25 protein-coding genes are annotated in these 25482 nt (G+C 45.3%); 14 read left to right on the plus strand and 11 right to left on the minus strand.

Annotated elements, in window-relative coordinates; translation table 11 throughout:
• Positions 1-14 precede the first annotated feature (14 nt).
• Entirely contained in the window at positions 15-746 is a 732-nt protein-coding gene (locus AACQ75_RS05640; RefSeq protein ID WP_013856728.1) for a transporter substrate-binding domain-containing protein, read from the plus strand.
• A 93-nt stretch (positions 747-839) separates the two neighbouring features.
• Here the strand turns inward: AACQ75_RS05640 and trhO are convergent, their stop codons facing one another.
• From trhO to AACQ75_RS05675, 7 genes are all read right to left on the minus strand, one after another.
• Positions 840-1823, minus strand: a complete 984-nt coding sequence (trhO, locus tag AACQ75_RS05645) for an oxygen-dependent tRNA uridine(34) hydroxylase TrhO (RefSeq protein WP_026027546.1) — start codon at positions 1821-1823, stop codon at positions 840-842.
• A gap of 90 nt (positions 1824-1913) precedes the next feature.
• Positions 1914-2696 carry a heme ABC transporter ATP-binding protein gene (locus AACQ75_RS05650; RefSeq protein WP_170888368.1) on the minus strand — a complete coding sequence of 261 codons (783 nt, stop codon included), beginning with the start codon at positions 2694-2696 and terminating at the stop codon, positions 1914-1916.
• Complete coding sequence (locus tag AACQ75_RS05655; RefSeq protein WP_249339347.1) at positions 2693-3637, minus strand: FecCD family ABC transporter permease; 945 nt, start codon at positions 3635-3637, stop codon at positions 2693-2695. Before AACQ75_RS05655 ends, AACQ75_RS05650 begins: the two co-directional genes overlap by 4 nt.
• A gap of 100 nt (positions 3638-3737) precedes the next feature.
• The gene (locus tag AACQ75_RS05660; RefSeq protein WP_017044793.1) at positions 3738-4586 is read right to left on the minus strand and encodes a heme/hemin ABC transporter substrate-binding protein; all 849 of its coding nucleotides are present in this window, start codon (positions 4584-4586) and stop codon (positions 3738-3740) included.
• A gap of 51 nt (positions 4587-4637) precedes the next feature.
• Complete coding sequence (locus AACQ75_RS05665) at positions 4638-5048, minus strand: ExbD/TolR family protein (protein ID WP_088732525.1); 411 nt, start codon at positions 5046-5048, stop codon at positions 4638-4640.
• On the minus strand, positions 5045-5752 hold the full coding sequence (locus AACQ75_RS05670) for a MotA/TolQ/ExbB proton channel family protein (protein ID WP_088732524.1): 708 nt from the start codon (positions 5750-5752) through the stop codon (positions 5045-5047). The genes AACQ75_RS05665 and AACQ75_RS05670 overlap by 4 nt, the downstream gene beginning before the upstream one ends.
• Positions 5752-6462: a TonB family protein gene (locus tag AACQ75_RS05675; RefSeq protein WP_170888370.1), complete on the minus strand. Its 711-nt coding sequence runs from the start codon at positions 6460-6462 to the stop codon at positions 5752-5754. The genes AACQ75_RS05670 and AACQ75_RS05675 overlap by 1 nt, the downstream gene beginning before the upstream one ends.
• A 155-nt stretch (positions 6463-6617) precedes the next feature.
• Here AACQ75_RS05675 and hutW point away from each other — a divergent pair, with 155 nt between their 5' ends.
• The 3 genes from hutW to hutZ are packed head-to-tail and all read left to right on the plus strand — an operon-like array spanning position 6618 to position 9115.
• Positions 6618-8018, plus strand: a complete 1401-nt coding sequence (hutW, locus tag AACQ75_RS05680; protein WP_170888371.1) for a heme anaerobic degradation radical SAM methyltransferase ChuW/HutW — start codon at positions 6618-6620, stop codon at positions 8016-8018.
• A gap of 2 nt (positions 8019-8020) precedes the next feature.
• On the plus strand, positions 8021-8530 hold the full coding sequence (gene hutX, locus AACQ75_RS05685; protein ID WP_088732522.1) for a heme utilization cystosolic carrier protein HutX: 510 nt from the start codon (positions 8021-8023) through the stop codon (positions 8528-8530).
• 54 nt (positions 8531-8584) lie between these two features.
• The gene (gene hutZ / locus AACQ75_RS05690; protein WP_094147124.1) at positions 8585-9115 is read left to right on the plus strand and encodes a heme utilization protein HutZ; all 531 of its coding nucleotides are present in this window, start codon (positions 8585-8587) and stop codon (positions 9113-9115) included.
• 191 nt (positions 9116-9306) lie between these two features.
• On the opposite strand, the gene AACQ75_RS05695 is transcribed toward hutZ, so the two are convergent.
• The gene (locus tag AACQ75_RS05695; protein ID WP_129532532.1) at positions 9307-11445 is read right to left on the minus strand and encodes a TonB-dependent hemoglobin/transferrin/lactoferrin family receptor; all 2139 of its coding nucleotides are present in this window, start codon (positions 11443-11445) and stop codon (positions 9307-9309) included.
• Between the two features lie 212 nt (positions 11446-11657).
• Positions 11658-12554: an ROK family protein gene (locus AACQ75_RS05700; RefSeq protein WP_170888372.1), complete on the minus strand. Its 897-nt coding sequence runs from the start codon at positions 12552-12554 to the stop codon at positions 11658-11660.
• Between the two features lie 223 nt (positions 12555-12777).
• On the opposite strand from AACQ75_RS05700, the gene AACQ75_RS05705 reads away from it, so the two are divergent.
• The 8 genes from AACQ75_RS05705 to AACQ75_RS05740 all read left to right on the plus strand — a co-directional run bounded on the left by AACQ75_RS05705 (position 12778) and on the right by AACQ75_RS05740 (position 21641).
• Positions 12778-13425, plus strand: coding sequence for a GTP cyclohydrolase II (locus AACQ75_RS05705; RefSeq protein ID WP_013856740.1), 648 nt, complete (start codon positions 12778-12780; stop codon positions 13423-13425).
• Between the two features lie 166 nt (positions 13426-13591).
• Positions 13592-14854: an imelysin family protein gene (locus tag AACQ75_RS05710; RefSeq protein WP_170888373.1), complete on the plus strand. Its 1263-nt coding sequence runs from the start codon at positions 13592-13594 to the stop codon at positions 14852-14854.
• A gap of 78 nt (positions 14855-14932) precedes the next feature.
• Entirely contained in the window at positions 14933-16315 is a 1383-nt protein-coding gene (locus AACQ75_RS05715) for a di-heme oxidoreductase family protein (protein WP_170888374.1), read from the plus strand.
• Positions 16316-16324: 9 nt separating this feature from the next.
• Positions 16325-17362 (plus strand): imelysin family protein, encoded by a 1038-nt coding sequence (locus AACQ75_RS05720; RefSeq protein WP_170888375.1) that lies wholly within the window; start codon positions 16325-16327, stop codon positions 17360-17362.
• Positions 17352-18449 carry a DUF1513 domain-containing protein gene (locus tag AACQ75_RS05725; RefSeq protein WP_170888376.1) on the plus strand — a complete coding sequence of 366 codons (1098 nt, stop codon included), beginning with the start codon at positions 17352-17354 and terminating at the stop codon, positions 18447-18449. The genes AACQ75_RS05720 and AACQ75_RS05725 overlap by 11 nt, the downstream gene beginning before the upstream one ends.
• A gap of 143 nt (positions 18450-18592) precedes the next feature.
• The gene (locus AACQ75_RS05730; RefSeq protein WP_170888377.1) at positions 18593-20146 is read left to right on the plus strand and encodes a L,D-transpeptidase family protein; all 1554 of its coding nucleotides are present in this window, start codon (positions 18593-18595) and stop codon (positions 20144-20146) included.
• Between the two features lie 220 nt (positions 20147-20366).
• Positions 20367-20909: a YcbK family protein gene (locus tag AACQ75_RS05735; RefSeq protein ID WP_170888378.1), complete on the plus strand. Its 543-nt coding sequence runs from the start codon at positions 20367-20369 to the stop codon at positions 20907-20909.
• A 75-nt stretch (positions 20910-20984) separates the two neighbouring features.
• Positions 20985-21641 (plus strand): MBL fold metallo-hydrolase, encoded by a 657-nt coding sequence (locus AACQ75_RS05740; protein WP_013856747.1) that lies wholly within the window; start codon positions 20985-20987, stop codon positions 21639-21641.
• A gap of 47 nt (positions 21642-21688) precedes the next feature.
• On the opposite strand, the gene AACQ75_RS05745 is transcribed toward AACQ75_RS05740, so the two are convergent.
• On the minus strand, positions 21689-22354 hold the full coding sequence (locus AACQ75_RS05745; RefSeq protein WP_013856748.1) for a DUF2982 domain-containing protein: 666 nt from the start codon (positions 22352-22354) through the stop codon (positions 21689-21691).
• A gap of 199 nt (positions 22355-22553) precedes the next feature.
• On the opposite strand from AACQ75_RS05745, the gene AACQ75_RS05750 reads away from it, so the two are divergent.
• The gene (locus AACQ75_RS05750) at positions 22554-22943 is read left to right on the plus strand and encodes a hypothetical protein (RefSeq protein WP_064625304.1); all 390 of its coding nucleotides are present in this window, start codon (positions 22554-22556) and stop codon (positions 22941-22943) included.
• 78 nt (positions 22944-23021) lie between these two features.
• On the opposite strand, the gene AACQ75_RS05755 is transcribed toward AACQ75_RS05750, so the two are convergent.
• A complete protein-coding gene (locus tag AACQ75_RS05755; protein ID WP_010320725.1) occupies positions 23022-23498 on the minus strand; it encodes a MarR family winged helix-turn-helix transcriptional regulator in 477 nt (158 codons plus the stop codon).
• Between the two features lie 393 nt (positions 23499-23891).
• Between AACQ75_RS05755 and AACQ75_RS05760 the strand changes: the two genes are divergently transcribed.
• Entirely contained in the window at positions 23892-25469 is a 1578-nt protein-coding gene (locus AACQ75_RS05760) for a BCCT family transporter (RefSeq protein WP_170888379.1), read from the plus strand.
• Positions 25470-25482 lie beyond the last annotated feature (13 nt).

Here is a 25482-nt window from a genome sequence, read left to right on the forward strand (position 1 = left end):
AAGGAGAAGAAAGTATGAAGCGTCTGTTGATCTTTATTTTCAGTATGATGATGGCCTTACCGAGTAGCTTTGCTGCTACTATTACGGCTGCGCAAGATCCATGGCCACCGTTTATTTCACCGGATAAAAGCATGCCGGGGCTATCGGTAGAAATCGCTGTTGCGGCTATGAAAACACAGGGCTATGACGTCAATTTTCAAATCATGCCTTGGTCACGAGCATTAGATGAGGTGAGTAAAGGCAGAATTGATCTGTTGCCCGCAACTTGGTATACGCAGGAGAGAACGGCTTATTTACTTTACAGTGACTCATATTTAGAAAATGAACTGAGCTTTATTAAAAGAGCAGGCGATGCTTTCGAATTTTCAGGTTTAAATAGTTTGAGTGGTAAACAAGTTGGCATCGTTAGGGGCTATGGTTATGGGGATGACTTTTTATCCGCCACTAATTTCAACAAACCAGACGCTAATGATCTCACGACTAACTTGAAGAAACTGCAAGCCAAACGAATTGATCTTACCCTTGAAGATAAGTTGGTTGCGTTATCGACCATGAAAGAGGCGGGCTTAAATAGCAGTGATTTTCAGTTTACCACTGCATCTTTGTCTAAAAATCCTTTACATGTTACCTCAGGCAAAGCGAACCCTAATGCGCAGAAATATATTGATGCGTATAACAAAGGGTTAGCCACGATTAAAGCTGACGGAACATTTGATGCCATTTTAGCGAAATACGGTATTCAGTGATTTTTTTTAAAAAAAAGGCCGCAGTTTTAACGCTGCGGCCTTTTTCTATTCCAATAGGATTTGAATCCTTTGAAGTAAGCATTGGGGTAAATATTAGCGCTTTGAGCCGCGCTGCTCAGCTTTACGTGCTAATTTTTGCGCACGCTTTTGCTCGATCAGTGATGCGGTATCGCCGCCAATGTGTGCTTCTCCACGCTGTTTTGCGAGCTGAACTTGTTTTTCTCGCTCACGGAAACGGGCCAGTTGTTCCGCAGAGTGAGTACCGAAGCAGGATGGGCAACTGACGCCTTGCTCGTAGACTTCGCTCTGTTTGTCTTCATCGGTAATCGGCAAACGGCAAGCGTTACATACATCGTAGTGACTCTCTTTTAAAGCGTGCCCTACAGCCACTCTGCCATCAAACACATAGCAGTCACCTTGCCATAAGCTCTCTTCTTGCGGCACTTCTTCTAAGTATTTCAAAATGCCACCTTCGAGATGGTACACCTCATCGAACCCTTGCTCTTTTAAATAAGCCGTGGATTTTTCACAGCGAATCCCGCCAGTACAAAACATCGCGACTTTTTTGTGTTTCTCTGGTGCGAGGTTCTTCTTCACATAATCAGGAAACTCACGAAAGGTTTCAGTGTGTGGGTTAAGCGCATTTTTGAAGGTGCCGATTTGGATTTCATAATCATTACGGGTATCGACAACCAGCACATCAGGGTCTGAAATTAGCGCATTCCAGTTTTCTGGTTTCACGTAAGTGCCCACAACGTGACGAGGGTCAATGCCTTCAACGCCCATAGTGACAATCTCTTTTTTTAGCTTCACTTTGGTACGGTTAAATGGCTGCTCTGAGGCTTGTGATTCTTTGTAAACCGTGCCTTTCAAATTCGGTTCAGCATCAAGCCAAGCCAGTAGCACATCTATCCCTTTGCGTGTTGATGCCACGGTGCCGTTAATTCCTTCACTGGCTAATAATAGCGTGCCACGAATTTGGTTTTCCTCCATTAGTTCAAGAAGCGGTGCTTGCAGCTCTTGGTAGTGATTGAGTTCAACAAACTTATAGAGTGCACAGACGACGTACTGACTCATGGGGTACCTTTTAAAAAACGATATGAAGAATTGGGGCGCATTATAGCGAAGGGACGCGCCCACAAATACGGACAATTATTAAGGACAATATTAGATGGGGTAGACCATTGGGAAATCCATGGTTGGATGTGCGGCGACAAGTGACGAGTAGCCATACACCTGCTCAATCCTTTCTGCATTGAGCGCTTCCCAAGGTGGCGCATCACAAACCAGTTTTCCATTGTGCAGCATCACCATGCGATCTGCATATTGAGCCGCAAGGTTGAGATCGTGCAGCACGACGACAACAGCGCACTGCTCTTGGCGTGCTAATGAACGTGCAATGCGCAGTGTATTGTGCTGGTGAGCCAGATCTAACGCTGACGTTGGTTCATCCAGCATCAGGATTTTTTTGTCACCGGAGTGGTGAAGTTGAGTTAATACCCGCGCCAGATGCAAACGTTGTTTTTCACCACCCGATAAAGCCGGGTAGAGATTGTTCGCTCTATCGCTGATATCGGTTTGCTGCATGTAGTGTAGCGCGACTTCACTGACTTGTTGGTGGCTTAAATTTAATGGCAGTGCGCCTAATTCCACCACTTCTTGAGCGATAAAAGGAAAGCTCAACGTACTTTGCTGTGGAAGAATGGCCAAGTGCTTTGCTAACTCATTCGGTTGCCACAGTGCTTGCGGAACACCGAAGTAAGCCATTTTGCCTGTTGATGAGATTTCACCGCTGAGTATTTTCAGCAAGGTACTTTTTCCAGCACCATTGGGGCCAAGTAACGCTATGACTTGACCTGAAAAAATCTCAATATCAATCTTATCCAAAATGGTTCGATGGCCAAATGTAACCGATATATTACTGGCTTGGATCGCTGCCGTTGTACTCAAAATACTTTGCCTTTTTGTTGAAACAGAAGATAAAGGAAGAAAGGTGCACCCACCAGCGCAGTCACAATCCCGACAGGTAGCTCCGCAGGTGCCACTGCTATACGGGCAAACATATCGGCGACAGTGAGTAAGAGTGCACCAAGTAAAGCCGAAATGGGGATCAAACTACGGTGATCGGGGCCAACCAGCATCCGGCCTAGATGAGGGATGACTAAACCGATAAAACCAATCATACCCACCGCGCTGACGGTCACTCCAACGCCGAGTGCGCTGAGTAAAATCATTGAACGTTTAAGCCGTTGCACAGAAATGCCTAGATGACGCGCTTCAGACTCGCCAAGTAATAATGCGTTGAGCGCCATCGCTTGACGAGAGAAAGAGACGAGCAGCAGCAGTAAGGTCACAGCGCACAAGAGAATATTTTGCCAGTTTGCACCCGCCAGTGATCCCATTGACCACAATGAGAGATCGCGTAGCATTTGATCGTCTGCAACATAATTCAAATAGCCAATACCCGCCCCCGATAGCGCGCTGATGGCGACGCCTGCGAGTAGCATGATGGTGACGGAAGTACCAAATTTACTGGTGCCTAATCGGTAAACCAACAAGGTAGTCAATGCACCGCCTAAAAAGGCAAAAATAGGTACCACCGCAGCGCTCATCCACGGGTTGGAAAACAGCGCTAAATTGGCGAATAGCACAATCGCAAGTGCGGCTCCGAGGGCTGAACCTGCCGAAACACCGATAATGCCAGGCTCAGCTAATGGATTCCGAAACAAGCCTTGCATCACCGTTCCGCACAGCGCCAAAATTGCGCCGACCAACAAGCAGAGCAGGGTCCGCGGAAAGCGTATCTCGTGGATGACTAAATTGATGTGCGCGGCAATGTCATTGGAGTGCAGCACGAGACTTTTTATGCTGTCACTGAAGCTGATATTCATTGGACCAACGGTGACAGAATAAAGGCTCACTAAGATTACCAAAACTAACAGCGTTGCATTCACCACATTTTTTGATAGATGACGTAACAAAATAAGTTCCTTAAGGATAGAGCAATGCGTTTAGACGTTGCGCTTCAGCCAAGCTTTTAAGGCCTAACCCACCGACGAGAGCGTGGCCATCGATGGTGATGATCTGCTTATTTATCCCAGCCGGAGTTGCTACTAACGTCGGTATGGATTGCAAAATGGCGTCTGCTCCTCCGAGTTTTTCATAACTGCGGCCACTGACTAAAATCACGTCCGGTTGCATCTCAATTATCGCTTCCATCGACAGTGGTTTATAAGACGTCACTTGTTCAGCGGCTGGGTTAACCGCGCCAGCCAACTCAATAATGCTGTTTGGCGTGGTGTCACTGCCCGCCACGTTGGCTGCCCTTCCTTCGTGGATAAGGAGAAATAGCACTTTTTTCGGTGTCTTGTGGGTAGATTGATGGTGGGTTAACGCCGCTATTGTGCTTTGAACTTGCTGTTTGAGCGCTTTAGCTTGAGGCTTTGCATCAGCGAGCGTCGCAATTTGGTCAATGCGTGCCAACAACCCCTGTGGTGTAGATTCATCATTCACCACCTCGACGTTAACGCCAGCGCCTTTAAGCTGTTGCAATGTGCTTTCTGGCCCCATTTCACTAGAACCAATCAATTGTGTTGGTGCTAAGGCTAATAATCCTTCTGCGGATAATTGGCGATGATAACCGATTTTTGGGAGAGCAAGATCGTTTGGAATTTCACTGGTGACATCGACCGCAACAAGTTTATTTTGTGCGCCTAACGCAACGAGGATTTCGGTCACCGCGCTGCCCGCACTGATGATCCGTTCTTGCGCGCAGAGCCAAGGTGAGAAGATGAAGAGCGTTATGGCAACAAGCCAATGAGAAAGAGATTTGTGTGTCATCGTGTTGTACTCATGAAAATCATACGGTTTTTAAAAGCGCGTATGAATAGGCTATTGGGGATGGTCGGTTAATAACTGAGTGGCAGCGATGCCATTGTCTTGCAAGAACGCCAGCAATTTAACCAACTGCTGCACTTCGGCGGTTTTGTCTGCGCCAATCACGATGAGGCGATCACTCGCTTTGCTTTGCTCTAACAACGCCAATGTGAAATTATTCCAATCGATATACTGTTTGCCATCGATAGCCCAGTAAGGTTCGTGCGCCAGAAGATTCACTGTGATTGACTGCTTGTTCACTTCACTCACTGTGGGTGAGTCGGTTGTTGGCAGTGAAACGTCTAATGACTCAAATTTAACCGCGGCTGTAAGCAGTAAAAACACCATGACAATAAAAATGATATCCAACAATGGCGTTAAATCTGGCATTAATGCGGATGAGTGAGAGTGCGGCGTTTTAATCATGATGCATTAACCACATCATTATCAGAGACGTCTTCATACTTAGCTACACGCTCTTGTTTGGTGGTGCAATCATGCTGTAAAGAAACACCTTCGAGCCATAAGTTGACATAATTTAGTGTGTGCTCAAGTTTTGCCATCACTCTGTCAGCCCATACGCCAAGCAATTGAGCGCCGGTAATTGCGGGAAGCGCGATCAGCAAACCTGCAGCCGTGGTTCGCATCGCAATGCCTAGGCCATCCGCAAGGTCGTTTGGCGTAATATTGCCAGAAGAGAGCGCCACCCCCTTGAACATTTCAATTAAACCTAACACAGTGCCAAGTAAGCCTAGCAGTGGGCTGATCACACCAATCAAAGATAAAATACGCAGTCCGGAATGCAGTTGATGACGCTTTTCTTGCAACCAAATGCCCGCCGCATCTTCACGTAATCCTTTGGAGAAATCGTGATGAGCAAGCAGCATGGCAACCCCTTTATAAAGCAATGGGCGCTTGCTGGAAAATTCACTGGCTAGCGTCTCAATTTGCGCTGTATGGGTCGGTGATATTTGGTTGAGCGCACTACCGATCGCACCTTTTCCAACACCAAGGCTAAGCAGTACTTGGAAAAGCCGTTCAGTAATGATCATGGTCGCAAGTGCTGAGCAGACAAAAAGAGGCCAGGCCATCAGGCCAAGTTGTTGTTCTAGTTGAGTAAGTAGTTCCATTATCCTTCCAATTTAAAACGTACTGGGATTTGCACTCGGTGGGCTATTTTTTCACCGTTCACCACTTGAGGAGAGAATTTCCATTGTTTGATGGCATTAAGAGCCGATTCATCCAGCAGCGCCGCGCCCGACGAAGAGAGCAAAACCTGTTTGATTTGGCGGCCGTTTTCGTCTAACCACACCTCATACATAGCGACCCCTTCAATTCCTCGTTTTTGTGCAAGCCTTGGATAAACAGGAGGGGCTGGGCGAGTAACAAAAGACGGCGCATCGACTAATTTCGGTTGATTAGTTGCGCCGCTGCTGCTTGGGGCGGCGGCGGTTTTCGGTGTCGATTCAGCGCTATTTTCATTCTCTGTAGAGGATGTCACAGCTTCCTTTACAGGAGTTTGCACTTGTGCTGATTTTGTCGGTATTTTAGGCACCGGTTTGTCTTTTACCGGTTTTGACAGGCTCTTTTTCTGCACCACTTTTTGCGGCTCTTTTTTTGCTGGTTTGGGCTTGTTGGCTCTCTTTTCTGAAGGTGGGGTTTTTATTGCTTGCTCTTGTACTACCTGAGCTTGAGGTTGAGCCACAAAGTTAATCGACACTGAGGTGGATTGATTTCCCGCAGGCATGGCAAACACTTTTGATTCGTCATCAACAAACAAGATCGCCGCGTGAATCGCGAGAGATAGACTGCCAGCGACAAGATATCTAGTGAAATTCACGTTGTACTCCATATAAAAACAAAGCGTTCAGAGAGAGGATTATTACCTATCATTCAAATAAGATCAATTATCAATTGCATTATCATTTACATCAAATTATGATTTTATGAATTAAAGAATGCGCGTAATAACCTCTCATTACGCCTAGGTTTTCTATGAATATTGTGATGAATTTAGATAAATATGATGAATCCGTTTTGGGGGCGAGAACAGACGACCCACTGCGTTTTGCTTTTGGTCAAAAACATTCCGCTCATGCGGGAGGAGTGGCGACTCCCATTGGTGCGGAGCAGCAACCTCGATTATGGCAACAATTAACGTCGCAGAGCAGTGAGCGCGCCAATAAACGCTGTTTATACATCCATATTCCCTTTTGCCGAGTACGCTGCACATTTTGTAACTTCTTTCAAAATGCCGCGAGTCGAAGTTTAGTCGATGATTACTTCTTAGCGTTGATGCTTGAGCTTGAGCAAAAATCCCAATTGGCTTGGACACAATCAGGTTTATTTCATGCGGTTTATATTGGTGGTGGTACACCGACCGATCTCTCAGCGCAACAAATACAGCAGTTAGGCCAGAGCATTCGTCGTCTATATCCATTATCAAATGATTGTGAAATCACTTTAGAAGGGCGTATTAACCGTTTCAGTGATGAAATGTTTGAGAGTGCGCTTGAAGGTGGGTTCAACCGTTTTTCATTTGGTATTCAAAGCTTTAATACTCAAGTTCGCCGCAGTGCAAAACGTCTTGATGATCGTGAAGTCGTGTTAGAGCGCATCACGAATTTGAGTGAAAGAGAAGAAGCACCCATTGTTCTCGACTTATTATATGGCTTGCCTTATCAAACCTTGGACGTTTTCGAGCAAGATTTGCATGACTTCGTCAGCACAGGGGCACAGGGTATCGATTTGTATCAGTTATTAGTTTCAGGTAGCGCACCAATGTTGAATTTGGTTGAGAAAGGGAAAATACCCGCCCCTGCTACCACACCAGACAAAGCCAGCATGTACCAAATTGGCGTTCAATTTTTTGCCAAACACCATTTCAAGTCGCTGAGTGTCAACCATTGGGCGAAAGATAACCGAGAGCGCAGCCAATACAACAGCCTAGCAAAAACCTTTGCAGAGGTGTTGCCAGTAGGTTGCGGCGCAGGAGGTAATGTTGGTGGATACAGCATGATGCAGCATCGCAGTCTTGAAGCGTATATGGAAGCGATGAAACAGCAACAGCCTCCGCTCGCCATGATGATGAAACAACACGCACTAGAGCCTGTCTTTGCCGCGATTAAATCAGGCTTTGACCGGGGCGTGTTAGCGCGTAAAGCCTTACCCAATTTTATGGGATTGGATTGCTTTGACTACCTAACGCCGCTGCTTCAGCATTGGCAGCAGGCAGGTTTAGTTAAACTAGAAGAGGATTATCTAGTCTCCACTTTGGCGGGTGGATTTTGGGCCGTAAGTTTGGCGCAATCATGCATTAAAGTTTTACATAACGAATTTACGGAACGCACGGATTTAACACACAGTAATTCAACACTGATAGCAAACTGGAAATGAATATGGATTTACTTGAACAGAAAGTGGCCTCTTTATTAGAGCAACAACCGACCTTATTGCCGGCAGCGATGGCGCAAGAGTTGAATGTGACTGAATTTGAAGTGGTGCAGGCATTGCCTAAAGAGATGGTTGCGATTGTTGATGGAGCTCAAGCTCAATCGCTGTTGGAATCATTAGCGGATTGGGGAATGGTCACAACGATTGTCCACTCTTTTGGCTCTATATTTGAAGTGAAAGCGCCTTTTCCAAAAGGGAAGTTGGCTCGTGGCTATTATAACTTGATGGGTAAAGAGGGTGAGTTACACGGCCACTTAAAGTTGGAATCCATCCAACACGTTGCTTTAGTCAGCAAGCCTTTTATGGGACGTGAAAGTCATTACTTTGGTTTCTTTAGTGAGCAAGGCGATAACATTTTTAAAATTTATCTAGGCCGAGATGAAAAGCGCGAACTGATTGCAGAGCAAGTCGCACGTTTTAAAGCATTACAACAAGACGTTCATTCCAACCAATAATATTGATATAACGATAAGCCCTGAACGCAATGCGAAAGGGCCGAGGAGAAAGTCATGGATCAGCAGATCAAACAAGAGCGATTACAAGGACGATTGGAACCTGAAATCCAAGAGTTTCGTCAAGAACGTCGTACATTGCAATTGGCTACAGTGGACGCGGAAGGCCGTCCGAATGTGAGTTACGCGCCATTTGTACAAAACCAAGAAGGTTACTTTGTGCTGATTTCACACATCGCTCGTCATGCGCGTAACTTGGAGGTGAACCCGCACGTCTCCTTGATGATGATTGCAGATGAAGAATCATCAAAACAGATTTTTGCCCGTCAACGGCTGACGTTTGACGCCGTTGCGAGTGTTGTACCACGTGAAACGGCGTTATGGCAGCAAGTCATTGGCCAAATGCAAGCTCGTTTTGGTGAGATCATTGACGGCTTAAGCCAGCTGCAAGACTTTGCTGTATTCCAATTGAAAGTAGAAAAAGGTCTTTATGTGAAAGGCTTTGGCCAGGCGTATCAAGTGTCTGGTGATGACATGGTTGATTTTGTGCACCTTGATGAAGGACATAAGAAAATTTCCAACGCGTAATCTTAATCGCTCAAGATACATTGGACATTGGAAGAAAAGGCTAGTTATCTAGCCTTTTTTGATCGTGATTTACCGTTGTTACGAGTTAATGATTTATCTGTGACTTCGTGGGATCGTTAATCGAGTATGAGAAATGTAGATAAAACAAAGCCAAGCGTAGAGCTTGGCTTTGTTGCTTGGATGAGAGAACGTTAGAATTGATAATCTACATTTAAACCCCAGTTACGCCCAGGCTGTGATTTGCTATCGATGTTAAAGGTTTCGCCAGTAGCATCTCGGCCCGTGAGATCGCTATACAGCCAATATTTTTTATCGAGTGCATTGAATAGACCAGCGCGGATGGTTAGGTCTTGCATTGGTTTATAGTAGGCCGTTAAATCGATAAGTGTATAACCAGCGGTATCTGCATTTGTATTTGATTGCCAGTCCGTCTTACTTGCAACCATCTTAACATTAAGCAGTGCTCCGTATTGGTCGCGATCCAGCCCTAAGCCTACATTACTGGTTAGAGGCGCGACTGAATCTAAAGCATCACCTGTTTTCTTATCTTCTCCCTCTGCATAAGCAATGGCTAGACGGGTGTAAGTCCCTTGTGGGGCATTAAACGCTTTATCTAAGTCAATTCGAGAGCTAAATTCCGCACCATAAATCGTGACTTCATCCAAGTTCTCTTTGGTAAAGATATCCTTGCCACCTTGTTTGCCTGTCTTTGACTGAGTAATAAAATCGGTGTACTCGTTATAGAAGGTGGTGATTTCAAAATTAGTTGAGTCATTTTGACCACGTAGCCCAAGTTCATAGGACAAACTTTTCTCTGCTTTAAGATCTGGGTTCGCATCAATGATTGCCCCCTGATTATAGAAGTAGTAAAGGTCGTAAACAGTTGGTGCCTTGAATCCTTGGCTAATTTGACCAAATACCGCTAGGTTAGGATTGACGTGGTAAACAGAACCCAATTGAGCAGTGAATGCGCTGTCTTTATTGGCTTCATAAGACTGAGTGTAGCCAGCATCAACGCTGGGTGTCGCTTCAAAAGAATCGTATCGAAGACCAGCGGTTAATATTAAACGGTCTTGGATGAAGTAGGCTTGGTCTTGTAGGAATAGCCCCCATTGCACGATAGTCGCATCAGGAATGCCAGAGCTACCCGGAGTCGATGTACCTGCATCTAATTTATAGTCAGTATTATCGAGGTCGAAGTCGTTGTTGATGTAGCTGGCACCATAGGTAAATTCATGAAGGTTGCCATTGAGATCTACGGCTTTGGAGAGCTGTCCATCAAATTGAATCGATTGATCTGATGATTCCCGTTCACGTAACCGGCGGCCATTAGATGGCGTTGTGTCGTAGTTCTTAGCGAGAGCGCTAGAATCTTGGAAATTCAATGACCAATCTAAAGAGTCAGCAAGCAGGGTATTCATCAACCATTGATGCTCTATACCGACACGAAGACGCTCATTGGTATCTTGGTTGTAGTTATCGGTATAGGTAAAGCCGGGCATAATGGAATAACCGTTATAGTTTAGCTCGTCTTCATCATACCGTTTGTTGTAATACTCGGCGGTTAGCCCAAGTCGATGGTTATCATTGGCTTGATAAAATGCTTTTGCCAACAGGTTGCCAAGTTTGGAGTCAGCCGGGTTTTGAGCGCCGCGATCAGGGCCTTCGATTTCTGAACCTGAGCCATGAGTTTGGGTCTCACTGCCATTGGCATAAGTTGCCATCAGTAAGGTTTCCAGTTTATCTTGACGCATTGCCCACGTTAATGTCGTTTTAAATTGCTCGTTAGCGGACGTATAACCAGACTTGATACCGAAGCGTTGCTCATTTCCTTCTGTGACGAGAACGTCTTCTGGATTTTTAGTGCGTAGCAATACCACACCACCTAAAGCGTCAGATCCATACAGTGTAGATGACGCACCTTTGTTCACTTCAATAGCTTGTAGAGTGTCAATCTCTATTGCGTTTGGATATTTTCGTTGTTCAGTTGCGCCAGGGTTATAAGGTACAGGTTGCTGTACACCATCAACCATCATTTTTACACGGCTTCCATCCATGCCGCGAATATTAAATCCTGCTATTCCAAAGCGGCCATTACCTTCCGCTTCAACACCTGGGGTGGAATTTAGAGCTTGCTGAATATTATCAGCCATTACTTCTGCAATCTCAGAAGAGGAGATACTTTCAATGGATGACGATACATCTTTTTTACTCTGCTCGGTTCGCGTTGCCGAAACAACAACCTCATCGAATCGAGAAACTTCCTCTGCGAGAGCAGCAGGGGAAAGCGCTAGCAATATGGAGGCTGATAGTAGTGTTTTAGTGTACATCTGAGTTATTACCTTATTCATCAATAACAGATTCAAGCTGTGCGCAATGATATTGGATCTAAATGGTAATTACTATCATTTGTATTTGTGTGTTGATGTGAAATATAAACAGAATTAGGAGTGTATGTTTTAAATATCAGTCATTTAATATGTAAAACACTTGCTTTACTTAATTTTTCGATGACTAAAGTTGTGACTTTAATCACTTTCTGCTAGTTCAAACCTAGCCAAGCTGCACCACGGATGCCGCTGCTGTCACCATATTTCGCTTGGGTAAACACAATCTGTGCACTATCAGAAAAAACGTAGTTCACTGTTGCCCGAGGTAGATCAACATACAGCGATGCTACGTTTGATAATCCTCCGCCAAGCACTATCACATCAGGATCCAACACATTAACGATGCAAGCAAAGCTGCGCGCCATTTGATCAATCAATTGTTGATAAAGCTTTGTTGCTTGTGGGTCTTGCTGCTGGTAGCGAGTGATAATTTCGGCTGCATTCCACTCTTGTTGACCAATCAACTGAGCACTCTTTGTTAAGCCAGAGCCGGAGATAAAGAGTTCAATACAGTTATCGCGTCCGCAATAACAGTGGCGATTAGGCCCATCACGTTCATTGGTAAAACTTGGCAGCGGATTGTGCCCCCACTCACCGCATACGGCGTTCGCACCGACCAATACCTGCTTGTTGATTACAATACCGCCGCCGCAACCTGTGCCCAAAATCGCGCCAAAGACTACGTTACCATCTTTGGCGGCACCATCGACCGCTTCAGACAGCGCAAAGCAATTGGCATCATTGGCAATAACAACATTGCGTTGCAGGCGAGCGCACAGATCGGCTTTTAAATCTCGACCATTTAAAAAAGTGCAATTGGCATTTTTGATAAGCCCTGTCGCTGGGCTGATGGCTCCGGGAAGTCCAATCCCGATTTGGCAGTGAGTTTGCGTTTCGCTTTCGGCCATTGCAACCAGTTGACATAAGGTGCTTAGAAAAAGCTCGTACTCATGTGGGGTAGGGGTTCGGTGTTTAAAGAGGGTGTTTCCTGATTTATCCAGTACGCAAATTTCAATTTTGGTGCCGCCAATGTCGAAACCTATCAGCATGATTTTTCCTTATTTTGGATGTTGAATGTGAGTCCTGACTATGGAATATAGTCTAATAATCAATGTGTTTTGTCTTTGAACTGAACAAGATAACGTGATGTGGTGAGATTTTTTCTTTTGATTGCTGAAAATTGTTATATTATAACATTTCTCAGCAAGTGATCTTTTTATTGAAAAGGGGAGTATCTATCCCCATAGTTAGGTCATCAATGGGTCAATTCGAATGCAAATCAATTCAGCATTGCAACAAGCAATTATTCAAGTGAGTGTAGATATGGCGGAAGTACGAGCCAGAGTGGATTTCAAAGTCGGTCTAAAAAGCAATATTGACGCCGAAATACTCTCTTTTAGAGGACTGAAAACAGACAAAGAACATGTTGCGGTCATTTTTAAATCCGCTGATGTTACTCAGGAAACTCCTTTAGTCCGTATGCATTCAGAGTGTTTAACGGGCGATGTTTTTCACTCATCACGCTGTGATTGTGGTGAACAATTAGAAGAAACCATTAATAAAATGGGCGAAGTTGGCGGCATTATCCTCTATTTGCGTCAAGAAGGTCGAGGCATTGGTCTGTACAACAAAATTGATGCCTATCGCTTACAAAGTGCGGGGATGAATACCTATGAAGCCAACAATCATCTTGGCTTTGGTGACGACTTGCGTGATTTCACTGAAGCGGCGCAGATGTTGAAAGCGTTAAATGTGACCAAGATTCGCTTAGTCACTAATAACCCTAAAAAAAGTCGTGAGCTGAAGGAGCATGGTATTGAAATTGTAGAGGTCGTGAATACCGCGGCACATATTAAGTCGGGTAATGAAAATTACCTCAAGGCCAAAGTTTCCCATGGCAAACACAACTTAAAACTATAATTCAGACTTATAGATGACAGCCAAAAACCTCATTTCGGTGAGGTTTTTGGCGTTTTTACCTTGCAAAAAAATGGATAATTTGTATTATCGGCGACTAAAAGTGCAAATGATAATAATTAGTACTACCATAAGATAACGCTCAAATCGCCTCAACAAGGATGCTCCCATGAAAGTTAACACGCTTCTTATTCAGTCAATTGCGGCCTCACTTGCCATCGCAAGTAGTGCGTCATTTGCGGCTACCGTCACTAAGGAGCAGGTGGTCGAACATTATGCCAATATTGCCCATGCCGTGTTTGCTGATTCGCTGACGACCGCTCAAACATTAGAAAAATCAATCGATCAGTTCTTGATGACACCCTCGGCGGCTAAATTGGAAGAGGTGAAACAAGCGTGGTTAGCATCGCGAGTGCCTTACCAGCAGTCCGAAGTCTTCCGTTTTGGCAATGCCGTTGTTGACGATTGGGAAGGGCAACTCAATGCTTGGCCTCTTGATGAAGGGCTGATTGACTACGTCGCTACTGATTACCAATATGAACTGGGCAATGAAGGCGCCAGTGCTAACATCATTGCCAACCAAACGTTGAAAATTGGTGCGACAGCGATTGATGTCTCCACTATCACACCAGAGCTGATTGCCAGCTTAAACGAAATTGGTGGCTCTGAAGCTAACGTCGCTTCAGGTTATCATGCCATTGAGTTCCTACTGTGGGGCCAAGATTTAAATGGCACCAATGCGGGAGCCGGTGCTCGTGCTTACACGGATTTTGTCGTGGGTAGCGAATGCACCAATAACAATTGTGATCGCCGTGCCCAATACTTAAAAGCGGCTGCTCAACTGCTCGTGCAAGATTTGGCATGGATGGAAAAACAGTGGTCTGCGGATGAAAAAGCCAATTACCGTCATGAATTGCTTGCGGAATCAGCAGACAATGGTTTGCGTAAGATGTTATTTGGTATGGGGTCTTTATCACTGGGCGAATTAGCGGGCGAGCGTATGAAAGTGGCGCTAGAAGCAAACTCGACTGAAGATGAGCACGATTGTTTCTCGGATAATACTCATAACTCTCATTACTATAATGAACAAGGTATTTACAACCTTTATACGGGTTCTTACCAGCGTCAAGACGGAAAGGTACTAACAGGCCCAAGCCTCAATGATTTAGTGGCACAAAAGGATGCACAAGCAGCCAAAGAGATTCAAAAGCAGTTTGACAGTGCGCGCGCTGAAGTCGGTAAATTAGTCACGTCGGCAGAAAAAGATAATCAGCATTTCGATCAATTGATCGCGGCTAACAATCCTCAAGGCAACGCGATAGTCAATGGAGCCATTATGGCTTTAGTGGCTCAAACCGCTTCGATAGAACGTACCGCTTCAGTGATTGGGATTGATAACCTTAATCCAGATACTGCAGACCACGAATTCTAATAATAAGATGAAAGATCCAAGGGCTCAGATGAGCCCTTTTCCACGTTTACACTGAATAAAGATGTTGAGAAAAGCCCAATGAGATCGTTTTTTACCGTCGCGCTCCTAACCTTGCTTTCCAACCCCGTTTATGCCGATGAGGTGAAATCGGGTGGCAAAACCAGTACAACCAAAGCTGGGCCGAATGCTTACTCGCTTCCTGCGGCCAATTTGCCGATGAGCAAACGGCTCGATTTTAGCGTGGGAAACAGTTTCTTTCGTAACCCTTGGGTGCCAGCGCCATCATCCACTGATGCAAGAGATGGTTTAGGGCCGCTTTTTAACACCAATGGTTGCCAAAATTGTCACATCAAAGATGGTCGCGGCCATCCGCCAGAAAAAAATGACACACATGCCGTTTCGATGTTGGTTCGCCTGAGTATTCCAGCGGTGACGGATGAACAAAAAGCGATCTACGCCAAAGAAGGGGGGATCCCCGAACCCGTCTATGGTGGACAGTTACAAGATTTCGCTTTGCCCGATCAAAAAGCAGAAGGACAAATCCACATCACTTATCAAGAGATTGCGGTTGCTTTTACGGGTGGCCACCAAGTGATGTTACGTAAACCCAATTTAAAAATTGCTGAACTTGGTTATGGCAATATGCATCCTGATACCCAGTTTTCGGCGCGTGTCGCCCCGCCAATGATTGGCCTTGGCCTACTTGAAAGCATTGCTGATGCCAGCTTATTAGCAATGGCAGACCCTGAAGATAGTGATGGCGATGGTATCTCTGGCAAAGTGAACCGTGTTTGGGATGTAGAAAAAAAAGATTTTGCCATCGGGCGTTTTGGTTGGAAAGCCGGACAGCCTAGTTTAATGCAACAGAATGCCGCGGCGTTTAACGGCGATTTAGGATTGACCAGCCGTTTATTCCCAAAAGAAAACTGCACCGAGAAGCAAACACTCTGTCAAACCTTACCTAACGGCGGCGACCCTGAGGTCAGTGACAACATTCTTGATTTTGTCGAATTCTATTCTCAGCATTTAGCCGTTCCAGTGCGTCGCAATGTCGACGATCCACAAGTGAAGCTGGGTCAATCATTGTTCAAACAAGTTGGCTGTGAGAGTTGCCACCGTACTAACCTCAAAACGGTAAAAAGAACGGACCGCCCAGCCTTATCAGAGCAAGAAATCCATCCTTACAGTGATTTACTACTGCATGATATGGGCGAAGGGTTAGCCGATAATCGTCCAGAAGCCTTAGCTAATGGACAAGAGTGGCGTACCCCGCCTTTGTGGGGGATCGGCTATACGCAAGAGGTGAGCGGCCATACTTATTTTTTACATGATGGCCGAGCACGTAATCTCATGGAAGCGGTACTTTGGCACGGTGGTGAGGCGCAAAGTGCCAAAGAGAAAGTACGTCAATTCAATGCCAGCGAACGCAACGCGTTGATCGCTTTTCTTAATTCTTTATAGGGTGCGAGCATGAAATTTCCTCTGTTATTTTCGATAGCAGTTACCAGCGTACTTTCGGCTTGCCAACCCACGCCGAAATCAGCGCTTGAGCCGCAAAAGACCAATCATGTTAGCCAAGGTGTTTATGAGGTTGAATTTGCTGCGGCGCAGCGTTTTGCTCAACAATCGCACCAGCTTGCTCAATTATTTGATCAGCAATGCCAGCCGGGCGATGTTGCATTGCCCTTGCTGAAAGAACAGTGGCAGCAAACTATAGGGGCGTGGATGTTTTTACAAGGGCAAGAGAGAGGGCCAGCTAAAGCACTCGAGCAAAGTTGGAACGTACAATTTTGGCCAGATAAAAAAGACACTACCGGGCGAAAAATGAGCCTGTTAGCGAGCAGTGGCAAGCACTGGAGTGAGGAGCAGATTGCAAACCAGAGTGTCACAGTGCAGGGGATTGGCGCATTGGAATGGTTACTCTACGATGCTCAATCGCCGCTTTTGAAAAACCAGCCATTAGAAAATGGTTGTATGATTGGACAAGCGATCAGCGCGAATTTGGCGACGAAATCTCATTTGATTGCTGTGCAATGGCAACAGAATCCATGGTTGATGCTGGATCTGAGCGCTTGGCAAGCCGAATACATTGCGCTGCTCTCCAATCAGCTTGATTACAGCATGAAAAAACTGAGCCGCCCCTTAGCCAATGTCGGCCAGCCACGCCCTTATTTTTCAGAATCGTGGCGCGCCAAAGTCTCTTTGAATAACCTGCAAAAGAATGTGCAAGCGATGCAAGCACTCTATTTAGCAAAAGACGGTTTAGATCAGATGTTGCGGGAAAGAGATCAAGTCGCCATGGCCGAACGCGTAAAAGCACATTTATCCTTGATGTTGGAAACGTGGCCGCAAACAGCCAGCTTATTTGATTTATTGCAAACAAAAGCAGGCTACCGTGAGGTGCTTGCGCTCTATAACAAGTTCGAACAACTCAATTATTTACTGCATGACGAAGTCGCGGTAGAGCTAGGCGTAGTGATAGGATTTAATGCAACCGATGGTGACTGATCTAACAAGGCGTACGCTACTGAAAGCGGCGTTATTGAGCGCATCAGCTCCCCTGCTGCCGCTGGGGTGCGCCACTACTCGTCGTGGCCCACAACCCGCTTTGATTGGTTGCGCTATTCATAAAGGCTCGCAGTTTCGCGCCGTTGTAGCCGACGCCCAAGGCCAAGCGATTCACCAATTACCTTTGCCTGCAAGGGGACACGGTGTTGCTATCCATCCTACCTTGACGCATGCGGTCGCTTTTGCCCGTCGTCCCGGTGAGTTTTTGATGGTGTTTAACTACCAAAATGGAGAACTCATCAAATTGCAACTGGCGCAACCCACGCGACATTTTTATGGGCACGGCGTTTACTCAAATGATGGTGCGTGGCTTTATGCAACTGAAGGCGAGAAAGCGACAAGTCGCGGCATTATTGGTGTGTATGATGTGCAGCACAGTTACCAAAAAGTGGCTGAGTTCAGTGGTTTTGGTATTGGCCCTCACGAAGTCATTGTGATGCCAGATGGTAGGCTCGCAATTGGGGTGGGTGGGGTGCATACCTTCGGCCGCGAGCCACTCAACGTAGAGAGCATGATGCCAAGCTTGACCTACCTTTCTCATCAAGGAGAAGTGCTTGAGCAACGGATATTAAACGACCACCATTTGAGCATCCGCCATCTTGCTCATGATGGTGCAGATACTGTGCTGTGCGGCCAACAATACCGAGGTCAGCCGGAAGAGTATCCACCTTTGGTAGCGCTACATGACCAAGGTGGCGAACTCATTCCGCTCTTGGCAGAGCCTGAACAATGGGCAAGATTCAACCATTACATTGCCAGTATTGCGGCGACCGACCAATGGATTTTAGCGACTTCTCCACGTGGTAACTGTTACGGTATTTGGTCAAAAGAGACATTGCAACTGGTTGAGTTGGCCTCTTTGCCGGATGCTTCTGGCGTGGTAGTGCAAGATCAGCAGTTCCAAGTCAGTTCAGGAGCTGGCTTGGTCGTTAATTCACCCTATCCTCAACCTGAAATACGCACGCGTAGTAATGTCCAATGGGACAATCACTGGTCTGCCATTGATTACTCTTGCCAAAAAAGCTGAGTAAGCGAACTAAATTTGTTTAATGATAATTCTCATTGCATGAGAGTTTATGAATATATTGTTGATATCGACAACAACGTTTAGCAGATAGCCGTTTCTTTTGCCATACTGAAACGTGAATCAGCGTTGTTGGATAGATCGGAATGAGTAAAAGCATCCTATTTGCTTTATTATTGATTTTTAGTAGCTTTTCTCTTTACTCTGCCGAGAAGGTACAGCCTTTTGCTGCCTCGCAAGAGAATGCCTCGTTGCAATCTTTTATCCAATATCCGCATTTAGTCGAACGAATTTACCAAGAGAATGAGAATCGACGCATTTGGCAAGATGAGCAGATTGTTCGTCAATTTGAACATCAATTGGAAGTGATTCGCCGAGCGGGGTTTAGCCCTTTATTTTCACGCCAGTTAGCGCAAATGAAAGCGTACCGGAATCAGCAAGCGTTCAACGAATACGATCTGCTGGCGACCGATACTTTACTTTTGTATTTGAGTTATGCCGAGCAAGCTCCCAAAGTCGGTATGGCTTGGTTCTTTGAACGTAAGCTCAACTCTGCGATTGCTTCACCAAGCCAAGAAGCCTTGTTCGCTCTTCATGTTGCGGTGGAAGTTAACAGTATCGGCGATCTGCTCAATGGTTATGCGCCCAACAACGCGGCTTATGATCAACTGCTACATGCCTATGATTTTCTGCTCAGTACTGAAAATGCAGCGCTCTCGTTGTACAGCCAAAAAGGGTTAAAAAAACCTGGCGATAAGCTCTCACAACGTAGTGTGCTTATTGCCCGCTTATCATTAGTTAATATCGATGTTAGTACAGTGCGTGACGACGTTACTTGGTATGACAACAGCTTGGTCAAACCTGTGAAAGAGTTTCAAGCGATGCACGGTTTAAAAGCTGATGGCATGATTGGCCCTGAGACCTTAAAGTGGTTAAATTTGTCTTTGCAGGCACGCTTGTCTATGTTGGCATTAAATGCAGAGCGAACTCGTTTGTGGCCAGAATCAAAAGAGACACAGATCGTAGTCAACGTTCCCAGTTTTGATATGCGCTACTGGTATTTAGGTAAAGAAGTCTTTCAGTCTAAAGTGGTGGTGGGCCGAGTTTCACGCAAAACGCCACTCATGAGCACCAAATTAGATTCTTTGATCCTAAACCCGACGTGGAATGTGCCACACAAAATCATGGTTGAAGATATTCTGCCGATGGTAAAAAAAGATCAAAACTATTTGCGTCAACACAATATTGATATTGTTTCGAGCTGGCGTTCGAACGATCAAATTGACCCAAGCAACATCAACTGGTCTGCGGTGAATCCGGCCTCTTTTCCCTACCGAATGCGTCAGCAAGCGGGGCAAGATAATGCATTAGGTCTGTATAAATTTAATACGCCCAATCGCAGAGCGATTTACCTACATGATACGCCGAGTAAATACCTATTCAATAATACGTCGCGAGCCTTTAGTTCGGGTTGCATTCGAGTACAAAATGCCGATAAGTTTGCTTCGATGATATTAGAAACCCAAGGTATTAATGGTGATAAATTAACGGGTAAAGAAGGGCCTGCGAATGGCACGATCCCATTAAAGCAGCGCATCCCCGTACACATCATCTATCAAACCGTTTGGTATGAAGGTGGGGAACTGCACTACCGAGATGATATCTATCGTTATGATGCATTCAGTACCAGTAATGGGTGAATGGATGCTGCTAAAACAGTGGTCACCTAAGTAAGCAGGGATGCGTCTCTCAATTTACCAAAAAATGACTTAATAAAGATCTCTTTTATGTTCAAAGAGTAACGATGCTGTAGCTCTCTCTTGAGCATTTCGAGCACAATTTATGCATTTGATCTTCACAATGGAGTCCGGTAGTGTCCGGGCTTGTTGAAAATAAATTCAGTTGTGAAGGTATCCAACCTTGTTAGTTTCTCGTCGTCATTTTATAAAATTGGCTGGTAGTGGTGTCGTTTTAGCGGCGTGTGCCCCCCAGATAGTATTGGCATCGTACAATGAAACCTCACGTATACTTTCGATGAATAATTTACACACAGGTGAAACACTTGAAACCTGTTATTTCAACGGTGTTCGTTATGTCCGATCTGAGCTTGATCGGCTCAACCATATTTGCCGTGATTTCCGCCGCAACGAAGTCCATCCAATGGACAAAAATCTATTTGACCAAATATCGAAAATTCAATCTCTACTTGGCACGCAAGCGGAAGTACAAATCATCTCCGGTTATCGATCTCCTGCCACCAATGAAAGGTTGCGCACTCACTCCTCGGGGGTGGCTAAGAAAAGTTTCCATATGCTAGGCCAAGCAATTGATTTTCGATTAGATGGTGTTCAGTTGAGTCAAGTACGCGAAGCGGCGATCGAATTGGGCGCTGGCGGTGTTGGTTATTATCCTAGCAGTGATTTTGTGCACATTGATACTGGGCCTGTACGTCATTGGTCATAAGGCTGTTCGTGACTTGTCAAATGAAAGTGTCAATGTCATAGTTCGGCCAATTGCGAATTCGAACAAGGTTTTAGTATGTCGTTAAAGTATCAAGTGGTGCCCGTCACTTCCTTCTCTCAAAACTGCTCTATCGTTTGGTGTGATGACACCATGGAAGGGATCGTGGTTGACCCCGGCGGTGATGTGAAACAGCTCGTGATGTTGATCAATGAACTCGGGGTAAAAGTGGTCAGTTTGGTTCTTACTCATGGTCATTTAGATCATGTCGGTGGAACCGAACCGCTGGCGCAGCAGTTGGGCGGCGTCGATATTATTGGACCACACAAAGCGGACAACTTCTGGCTACAAGGCCTCGAAGGTCAAAGCAAAATGTTTGGTTTTCCACTGACGGAAGCCTTTGAACCTACCCAATGGCTTAATGACGGTGATGAAGTGAAGTTTGGCCTTCAAACTCTACAAGTGTTACACACGCCCGGCCACACGCCCGGCCACGTAGTGCTGTTTAGCCAGCAAGCGAAATTGGCGTTTGTTGGTGATGTATTGTTTAACGGTAGTATCGGCCGTACGGATTTCCCGCAAGGTGATTTCAATACCCTGATTCACTCGATCAAAACTAAGCTATGGCCACTTGGCAACGATGTGACGTTTGTGCCCGGCCATGGTCCGCAATCGACTTTTGGCCGTGAACGTGCCAATAACCCTTATGTCGCAGATGAAATGCCCCTGTATTGATCTTGATTAGGCTCAGAGTGTTCCTTCTGCGCCCATTAAACCATGTCTTAGTCTGGTTCGGCCGCCGCGAGGTAGCGCCGAATCAGCCCCACAAACGCCTCGGCGTCACGATCCAGATCGTGCGCTGAGATAAAAATATCATAATCAAAAAATTGCCGTTGATAGCGCATCCGATTGGCTAACATTGCCATAAGACCATGATAGTAATTACCGTTTGGCGCAGTGTAAGGTGCGTTGTCGAGTACCAAATCTTCAAATTGAGTCTCTTTGCGCTGTTGTTTTGCTCCTAAGTAGAGCAGCGCGCGCTGGCTGAGCAAGATCTCACTAGCGATTCTGGGACACACACTCTCAAGGTAAGGTGAATAATCCTTCAGTTTGATCCCAATCCAAGGCAAAGGTTGGTGCCAACCATGATATTCATAACTGCATACCCCAATGCGGCTGATATTGTTCCATTTTACGACCCAACCTCCTTTAAAGAGATGCTGCTGAAAATGGGTAGCGGTTAGGGTGTAGCTAACTTTTCCTTTCAAAATCAAAAGATAGAAGGTGATTAGAGTCACTGCTAGTGCACTTACTAACAGCAGCGCATGAATAATGTTGGATGAGAACATGACAATGCAAATTGAAGCGATGATACAAGTCGTATTGATCCATTTAACCACAGGTGATTGCAGAGAAAAGCGCGTATTAGATAAATGTTGGGTGTGCATAAACCAGTGAAACTCCTTCGAGCTACAGCATCGTTGTTGGCTGTTGCGACCTGTATAAATTGTAGTCAGTTACCGCATCAAAATGCGTTTTTGCCCCTCAATCTGTGCTATGCCCTACAAATCGAGGACGATTTTTGATATAAAACGCGCTTCAAATTTTCACCACTGCTTGAAACGCAGTGAAATGGAGAAATATTCGATGAGACTTGCTCATAAGCGTAAGGTGCAGGCAAAATTGCAAAAGCGTATTAAAGCGACTGTTGCAAACTTGATCGCCTCTCAATCAGCAAAGCCTGTAACAGCGCAATCGACCGTAGCAAAAACCGCTGCAACAAAAGTAGTTGTGGATAAAGGTGCAGCGAACTCTAAAAAAGTGGATGTTGCGTTAACGCCAAAACAGCAACAGGTTTTAGATATCGTCGCTAACCACGCAGAAGGTATGAATCCTAAATCGATCGGCTTAAGTGCTGGTCAAGAAGATGCGAAAGCTGCCGCTTGGGCCACTGGCGCACTCAAGAAACTAGTAGAAGAAAATCTGGTAGTGAAAGAGCAGTTAGCAGGCAACAAAGTTATCTATAAAGCCATTTAATCTGCTGTTCGTTGTGAATGAATTAGCCTCGGTAGCCCCGAGGCTTTTTTACGATCAAATTTTAAAATGCAATCAAAGCTACTCTTCTTTGGTAATAGAGCCAATTTCGAGCATCGGCGCGACATCTATGTTTTCGGCATTCATCATAGAAGATAAACGTTGTACTGATGAGAGCAACAGGCTTTGCTCCCACTCTTGAAGCTGCCTAAATTGTTCGACAAAGCTTTCTTGCAATGGTTGCGGTGCCTTTTCTAGCAGCTTCTTACCTTCGTCCGTTAAATGGGCGTGCACTTTTCGTTTATCGGTATTGCTGCGAATTCGCTGTACGTATCCGTTGCGCTCTAATCTATCCAAAATGGTGGTGGCAGTGGCCTGGCTCATGTTCGTATGATCCGACAATGTGCGGATAGTCACCTCACCAAGGGTTTGAATTGAACGCATTAGAATAAGCTGGGGACCAGTAAGCCCAGCGTCTCTATTCAGTTTTTTAGAGTGCAGATCAATTGCGCGAATAATTTGTCGAATTGAGATCAAAACTTCTTCATGTTTTTCCAAACTCATTGTCCCAAAAAGAAAGTTATTAATAAGCGGGGACCATAGCGCAGTTCTTTTCACTTGAAAAGTAGCATTCGACCTCTTTTGTTTTGGTCTAAGATGATGAGTGTATAAGTTGAGATGTAAAATGATTAGTGCTCGAATGTTTTTGTTTTCGATTTTCACCCTAAATTGGTTGAAGTTTAACCATTAAAGCTTATTTCTTGCCTTCCATGGCATTTTATGTTGCTTTTTAGTGGATTTTTTCTGTGATTTTGGTAGGGTATTCAGCATATTGAAAAAATAAATTGCTATGAGTACGAAGTTATTTTTGGTTTTTTTCTTAAAATTGTTTCGTTCTCATGGTTATTAATCTCAACTGAAAAATCATGTCTAGATTTCTAGAGAGGTAAAATGACAAAAGGTATTGATAAGTACAGTATCGACAGTACTGACTACACTGTCGGGCAAGATAACGTGCAAAAGTGGGGGTTTGATGTTCATAACCCAGTGTTTGGCTTTAGCGCCGGATTTATTGCGCTATTTTTAGTCGCCGCTTTAGTCGTTGATCCTGAGGTTGCGAAGAGCGTGCTTGATGGCGTTAAATGGAAAATTATTGGCACTTTTGACTGGCTGTTTATTTGGTCGGGTAATCTTTTTGTGCTGTTTTGCTTAGGCTTGATTGTTTCTCCCTTTGGTAAAATACGTTTAGGTGGCCAAGAGGCGACAGCAGACTACTCTTTTATTTCTTGGCTCTCTATGCTGTTTGCCGCAGGGATGGGTATTGGTCTCATGTTCTGGAGTGTCGCTGAACCGGTGGCGTATTTTACTGGTTGGTATGAGACACCTTTAGGTGTTGCAGCTAACACACCCGAAGCAGCTAAACTAGCATTAGGTGCAACCATGTACCATTGGGGTCTACACCCTTGGGCCATTTACGGTGTGGTAGCGCTTTCCCTTGCGTTCTTTACTTACAACAAAGGGCTTCCGCTTTCTATTCGCTCTATTTTTTACCCGTTGCTTGGCGATCGCGCTTGGGGCTGGGCAGGGCATATCATTGATATTCTGGCTGTATTAGCAACATTGTTTGGCTTAGCAACGTCATTAGGGCTGGGGGCGCAACAAGCGGCTAGTGGTATCCATCATGTGTTTGGCATTGATGCCGGAATGGGCTTACAAATTGTCGTGATTACCGTTGTTACTTTATTAGCAGTGGTCTCCGTGGTGCGTGGTATTGATGGTGGTGTCAAAGTCATCAGTAACATCAATATGATCGTTGCGTTCTTGCTGCTGATTTTGGTTGCACTGATTGGCTATACCGTAACCTTTTCATCCATTCCAACCACATTAATGGCGTATATTGAAAATATCATTCCACTCAGTAACCCGCACGCTCGAACTGATGAGGCTTGGTTCCAAGGTTGGACAGTGTTCTATTGGGCTTGGTGGATTTCATGGTCACCATTTGTTGGAATGTTCATTGCGCGAGTATCAAAAGGTCGTACTATCCGCGAGTTCCTCACCGCCGTATTATTAGTACCTACTGCTGTTACCTTGATTTGGATGTCTGTATTTGGTGGTTTGGCGATTGATCAAGTCATCAACAATGTTGGCCAATTAGGCGCGAATGGTTTGACCGAAGTGCCACTGGCGATGTTCCAAATGTTTGATGCGCTGCCTTATGGCACCTTACTTTCAGTGATTGCGGTTGTGTTAGTGTTGGTATTTTTTATCACCTCATCAGATTCAGGGTCACTGGTTATTGATAGTATTACTGCTGGAGGCAAAGTGGATGCCCCTGTCCTACAGCGTATTTTCTGGGCGTTGATGGAAGGCGCTATCGCCGTAGCCTTGTTATGGATTGGTGGCACCAATGCTATTGAAGCGTTGCAGGCTGCGGCAATATCAACGGCGCTGCCATTTACCATCGTCTTACTATTGATGTGTGTGAGCCTACTGTTAGGTATGCGAACCGAATTATCTAAGCACTAATTCAGATATACCC

This window comes from Vibrio sp. B1-2 (assembly GCF_963888445.1).
Taxonomy (GTDB): Bacteria; Pseudomonadota; Gammaproteobacteria; order Enterobacterales; family Vibrionaceae; genus Vibrio; species Vibrio anguillarum.

What these genes read in the sequence shown, in the direction of transcription:
- AACQ75_RS05640 (WP_013856728.1), top strand. Translation starts at nt 15, where the DNA reads ATGAAGCGTCTGTTGATCTTTATTTTCAGTATGATGATGGCCTTACCG.
- trhO (WP_026027546.1), bottom strand. Translation starts at nt 1,823, where the DNA reads ATGAGTCAGTACGTCGTCTGTGCACTCTATAAGTTTGTTGAACTCAAT.
- AACQ75_RS05655 (WP_249339347.1), bottom strand. Translation starts at nt 3,637, where the DNA reads ATGAATATCAGCTTCAGTGACAGCATAAAAAGTCTCGTGCTGCACTCC.
- AACQ75_RS05660 (WP_017044793.1), bottom strand. Translation starts at nt 4,586, where the DNA reads ATGACACACAAATCTCTTTCTCATTGGCTTGTTGCCATAACGCTCTTC.
- AACQ75_RS05665 (WP_088732525.1), bottom strand. Translation starts at nt 5,048, where the DNA reads ATGATTAAAACGCCGCACTCTCACTCATCCGCATTAATGCCAGATTTA.
- AACQ75_RS05670 (WP_088732524.1), bottom strand. Translation starts at nt 5,752, where the DNA reads ATGGAACTACTTACTCAACTAGAACAACAACTTGGCCTGATGGCCTGG.
- hutW (WP_170888371.1), top strand. Translation starts at nt 6,618, where the DNA reads ATGAATATTGTGATGAATTTAGATAAATATGATGAATCCGTTTTGGGG.
- hutX (WP_088732522.1), top strand. Translation starts at nt 8,021, where the DNA reads ATGGATTTACTTGAACAGAAAGTGGCCTCTTTATTAGAGCAACAACCG.
- hutZ (WP_094147124.1), top strand. Translation starts at nt 8,585, where the DNA reads ATGGATCAGCAGATCAAACAAGAGCGATTACAAGGACGATTGGAACCT.
- AACQ75_RS05695 (WP_129532532.1), bottom strand. Translation starts at nt 11,445, where the DNA reads ATGTACACTAAAACACTACTATCAGCCTCCATATTGCTAGCGCTTTCC.
- AACQ75_RS05700 (WP_170888372.1), bottom strand. Translation starts at nt 12,554, where the DNA reads ATGCTGATAGGTTTCGACATTGGCGGCACCAAAATTGAAATTTGCGTA.
- AACQ75_RS05705 (WP_013856740.1), top strand. Translation starts at nt 12,778, where the DNA reads ATGCAAATCAATTCAGCATTGCAACAAGCAATTATTCAAGTGAGTGTA.
- AACQ75_RS05710 (WP_170888373.1), top strand. Translation starts at nt 13,592, where the DNA reads ATGAAAGTTAACACGCTTCTTATTCAGTCAATTGCGGCCTCACTTGCC.
- AACQ75_RS05715 (WP_170888374.1), top strand. Translation starts at nt 14,933, where the DNA reads ATGAGATCGTTTTTTACCGTCGCGCTCCTAACCTTGCTTTCCAACCCC.
- AACQ75_RS05720 (WP_170888375.1), top strand. Translation starts at nt 16,325, where the DNA reads ATGAAATTTCCTCTGTTATTTTCGATAGCAGTTACCAGCGTACTTTCG.
- AACQ75_RS05725 (WP_170888376.1), top strand. Translation starts at nt 17,352, where the DNA reads ATGGTGACTGATCTAACAAGGCGTACGCTACTGAAAGCGGCGTTATTG.
- AACQ75_RS05730 (WP_170888377.1), top strand. Translation starts at nt 18,593, where the DNA reads ATGAGTAAAAGCATCCTATTTGCTTTATTATTGATTTTTAGTAGCTTT.
- AACQ75_RS05740 (WP_013856747.1), top strand. Translation starts at nt 20,985, where the DNA reads ATGTCGTTAAAGTATCAAGTGGTGCCCGTCACTTCCTTCTCTCAAAAC.
- AACQ75_RS05745 (WP_013856748.1), bottom strand. Translation starts at nt 22,354, where the DNA reads ATGCACACCCAACATTTATCTAATACGCGCTTTTCTCTGCAATCACCT.
- AACQ75_RS05750 (WP_064625304.1), top strand. Translation starts at nt 22,554, where the DNA reads ATGAGACTTGCTCATAAGCGTAAGGTGCAGGCAAAATTGCAAAAGCGT.
- AACQ75_RS05760 (WP_170888379.1), top strand. Translation starts at nt 23,892, where the DNA reads ATGACAAAAGGTATTGATAAGTACAGTATCGACAGTACTGACTACACT.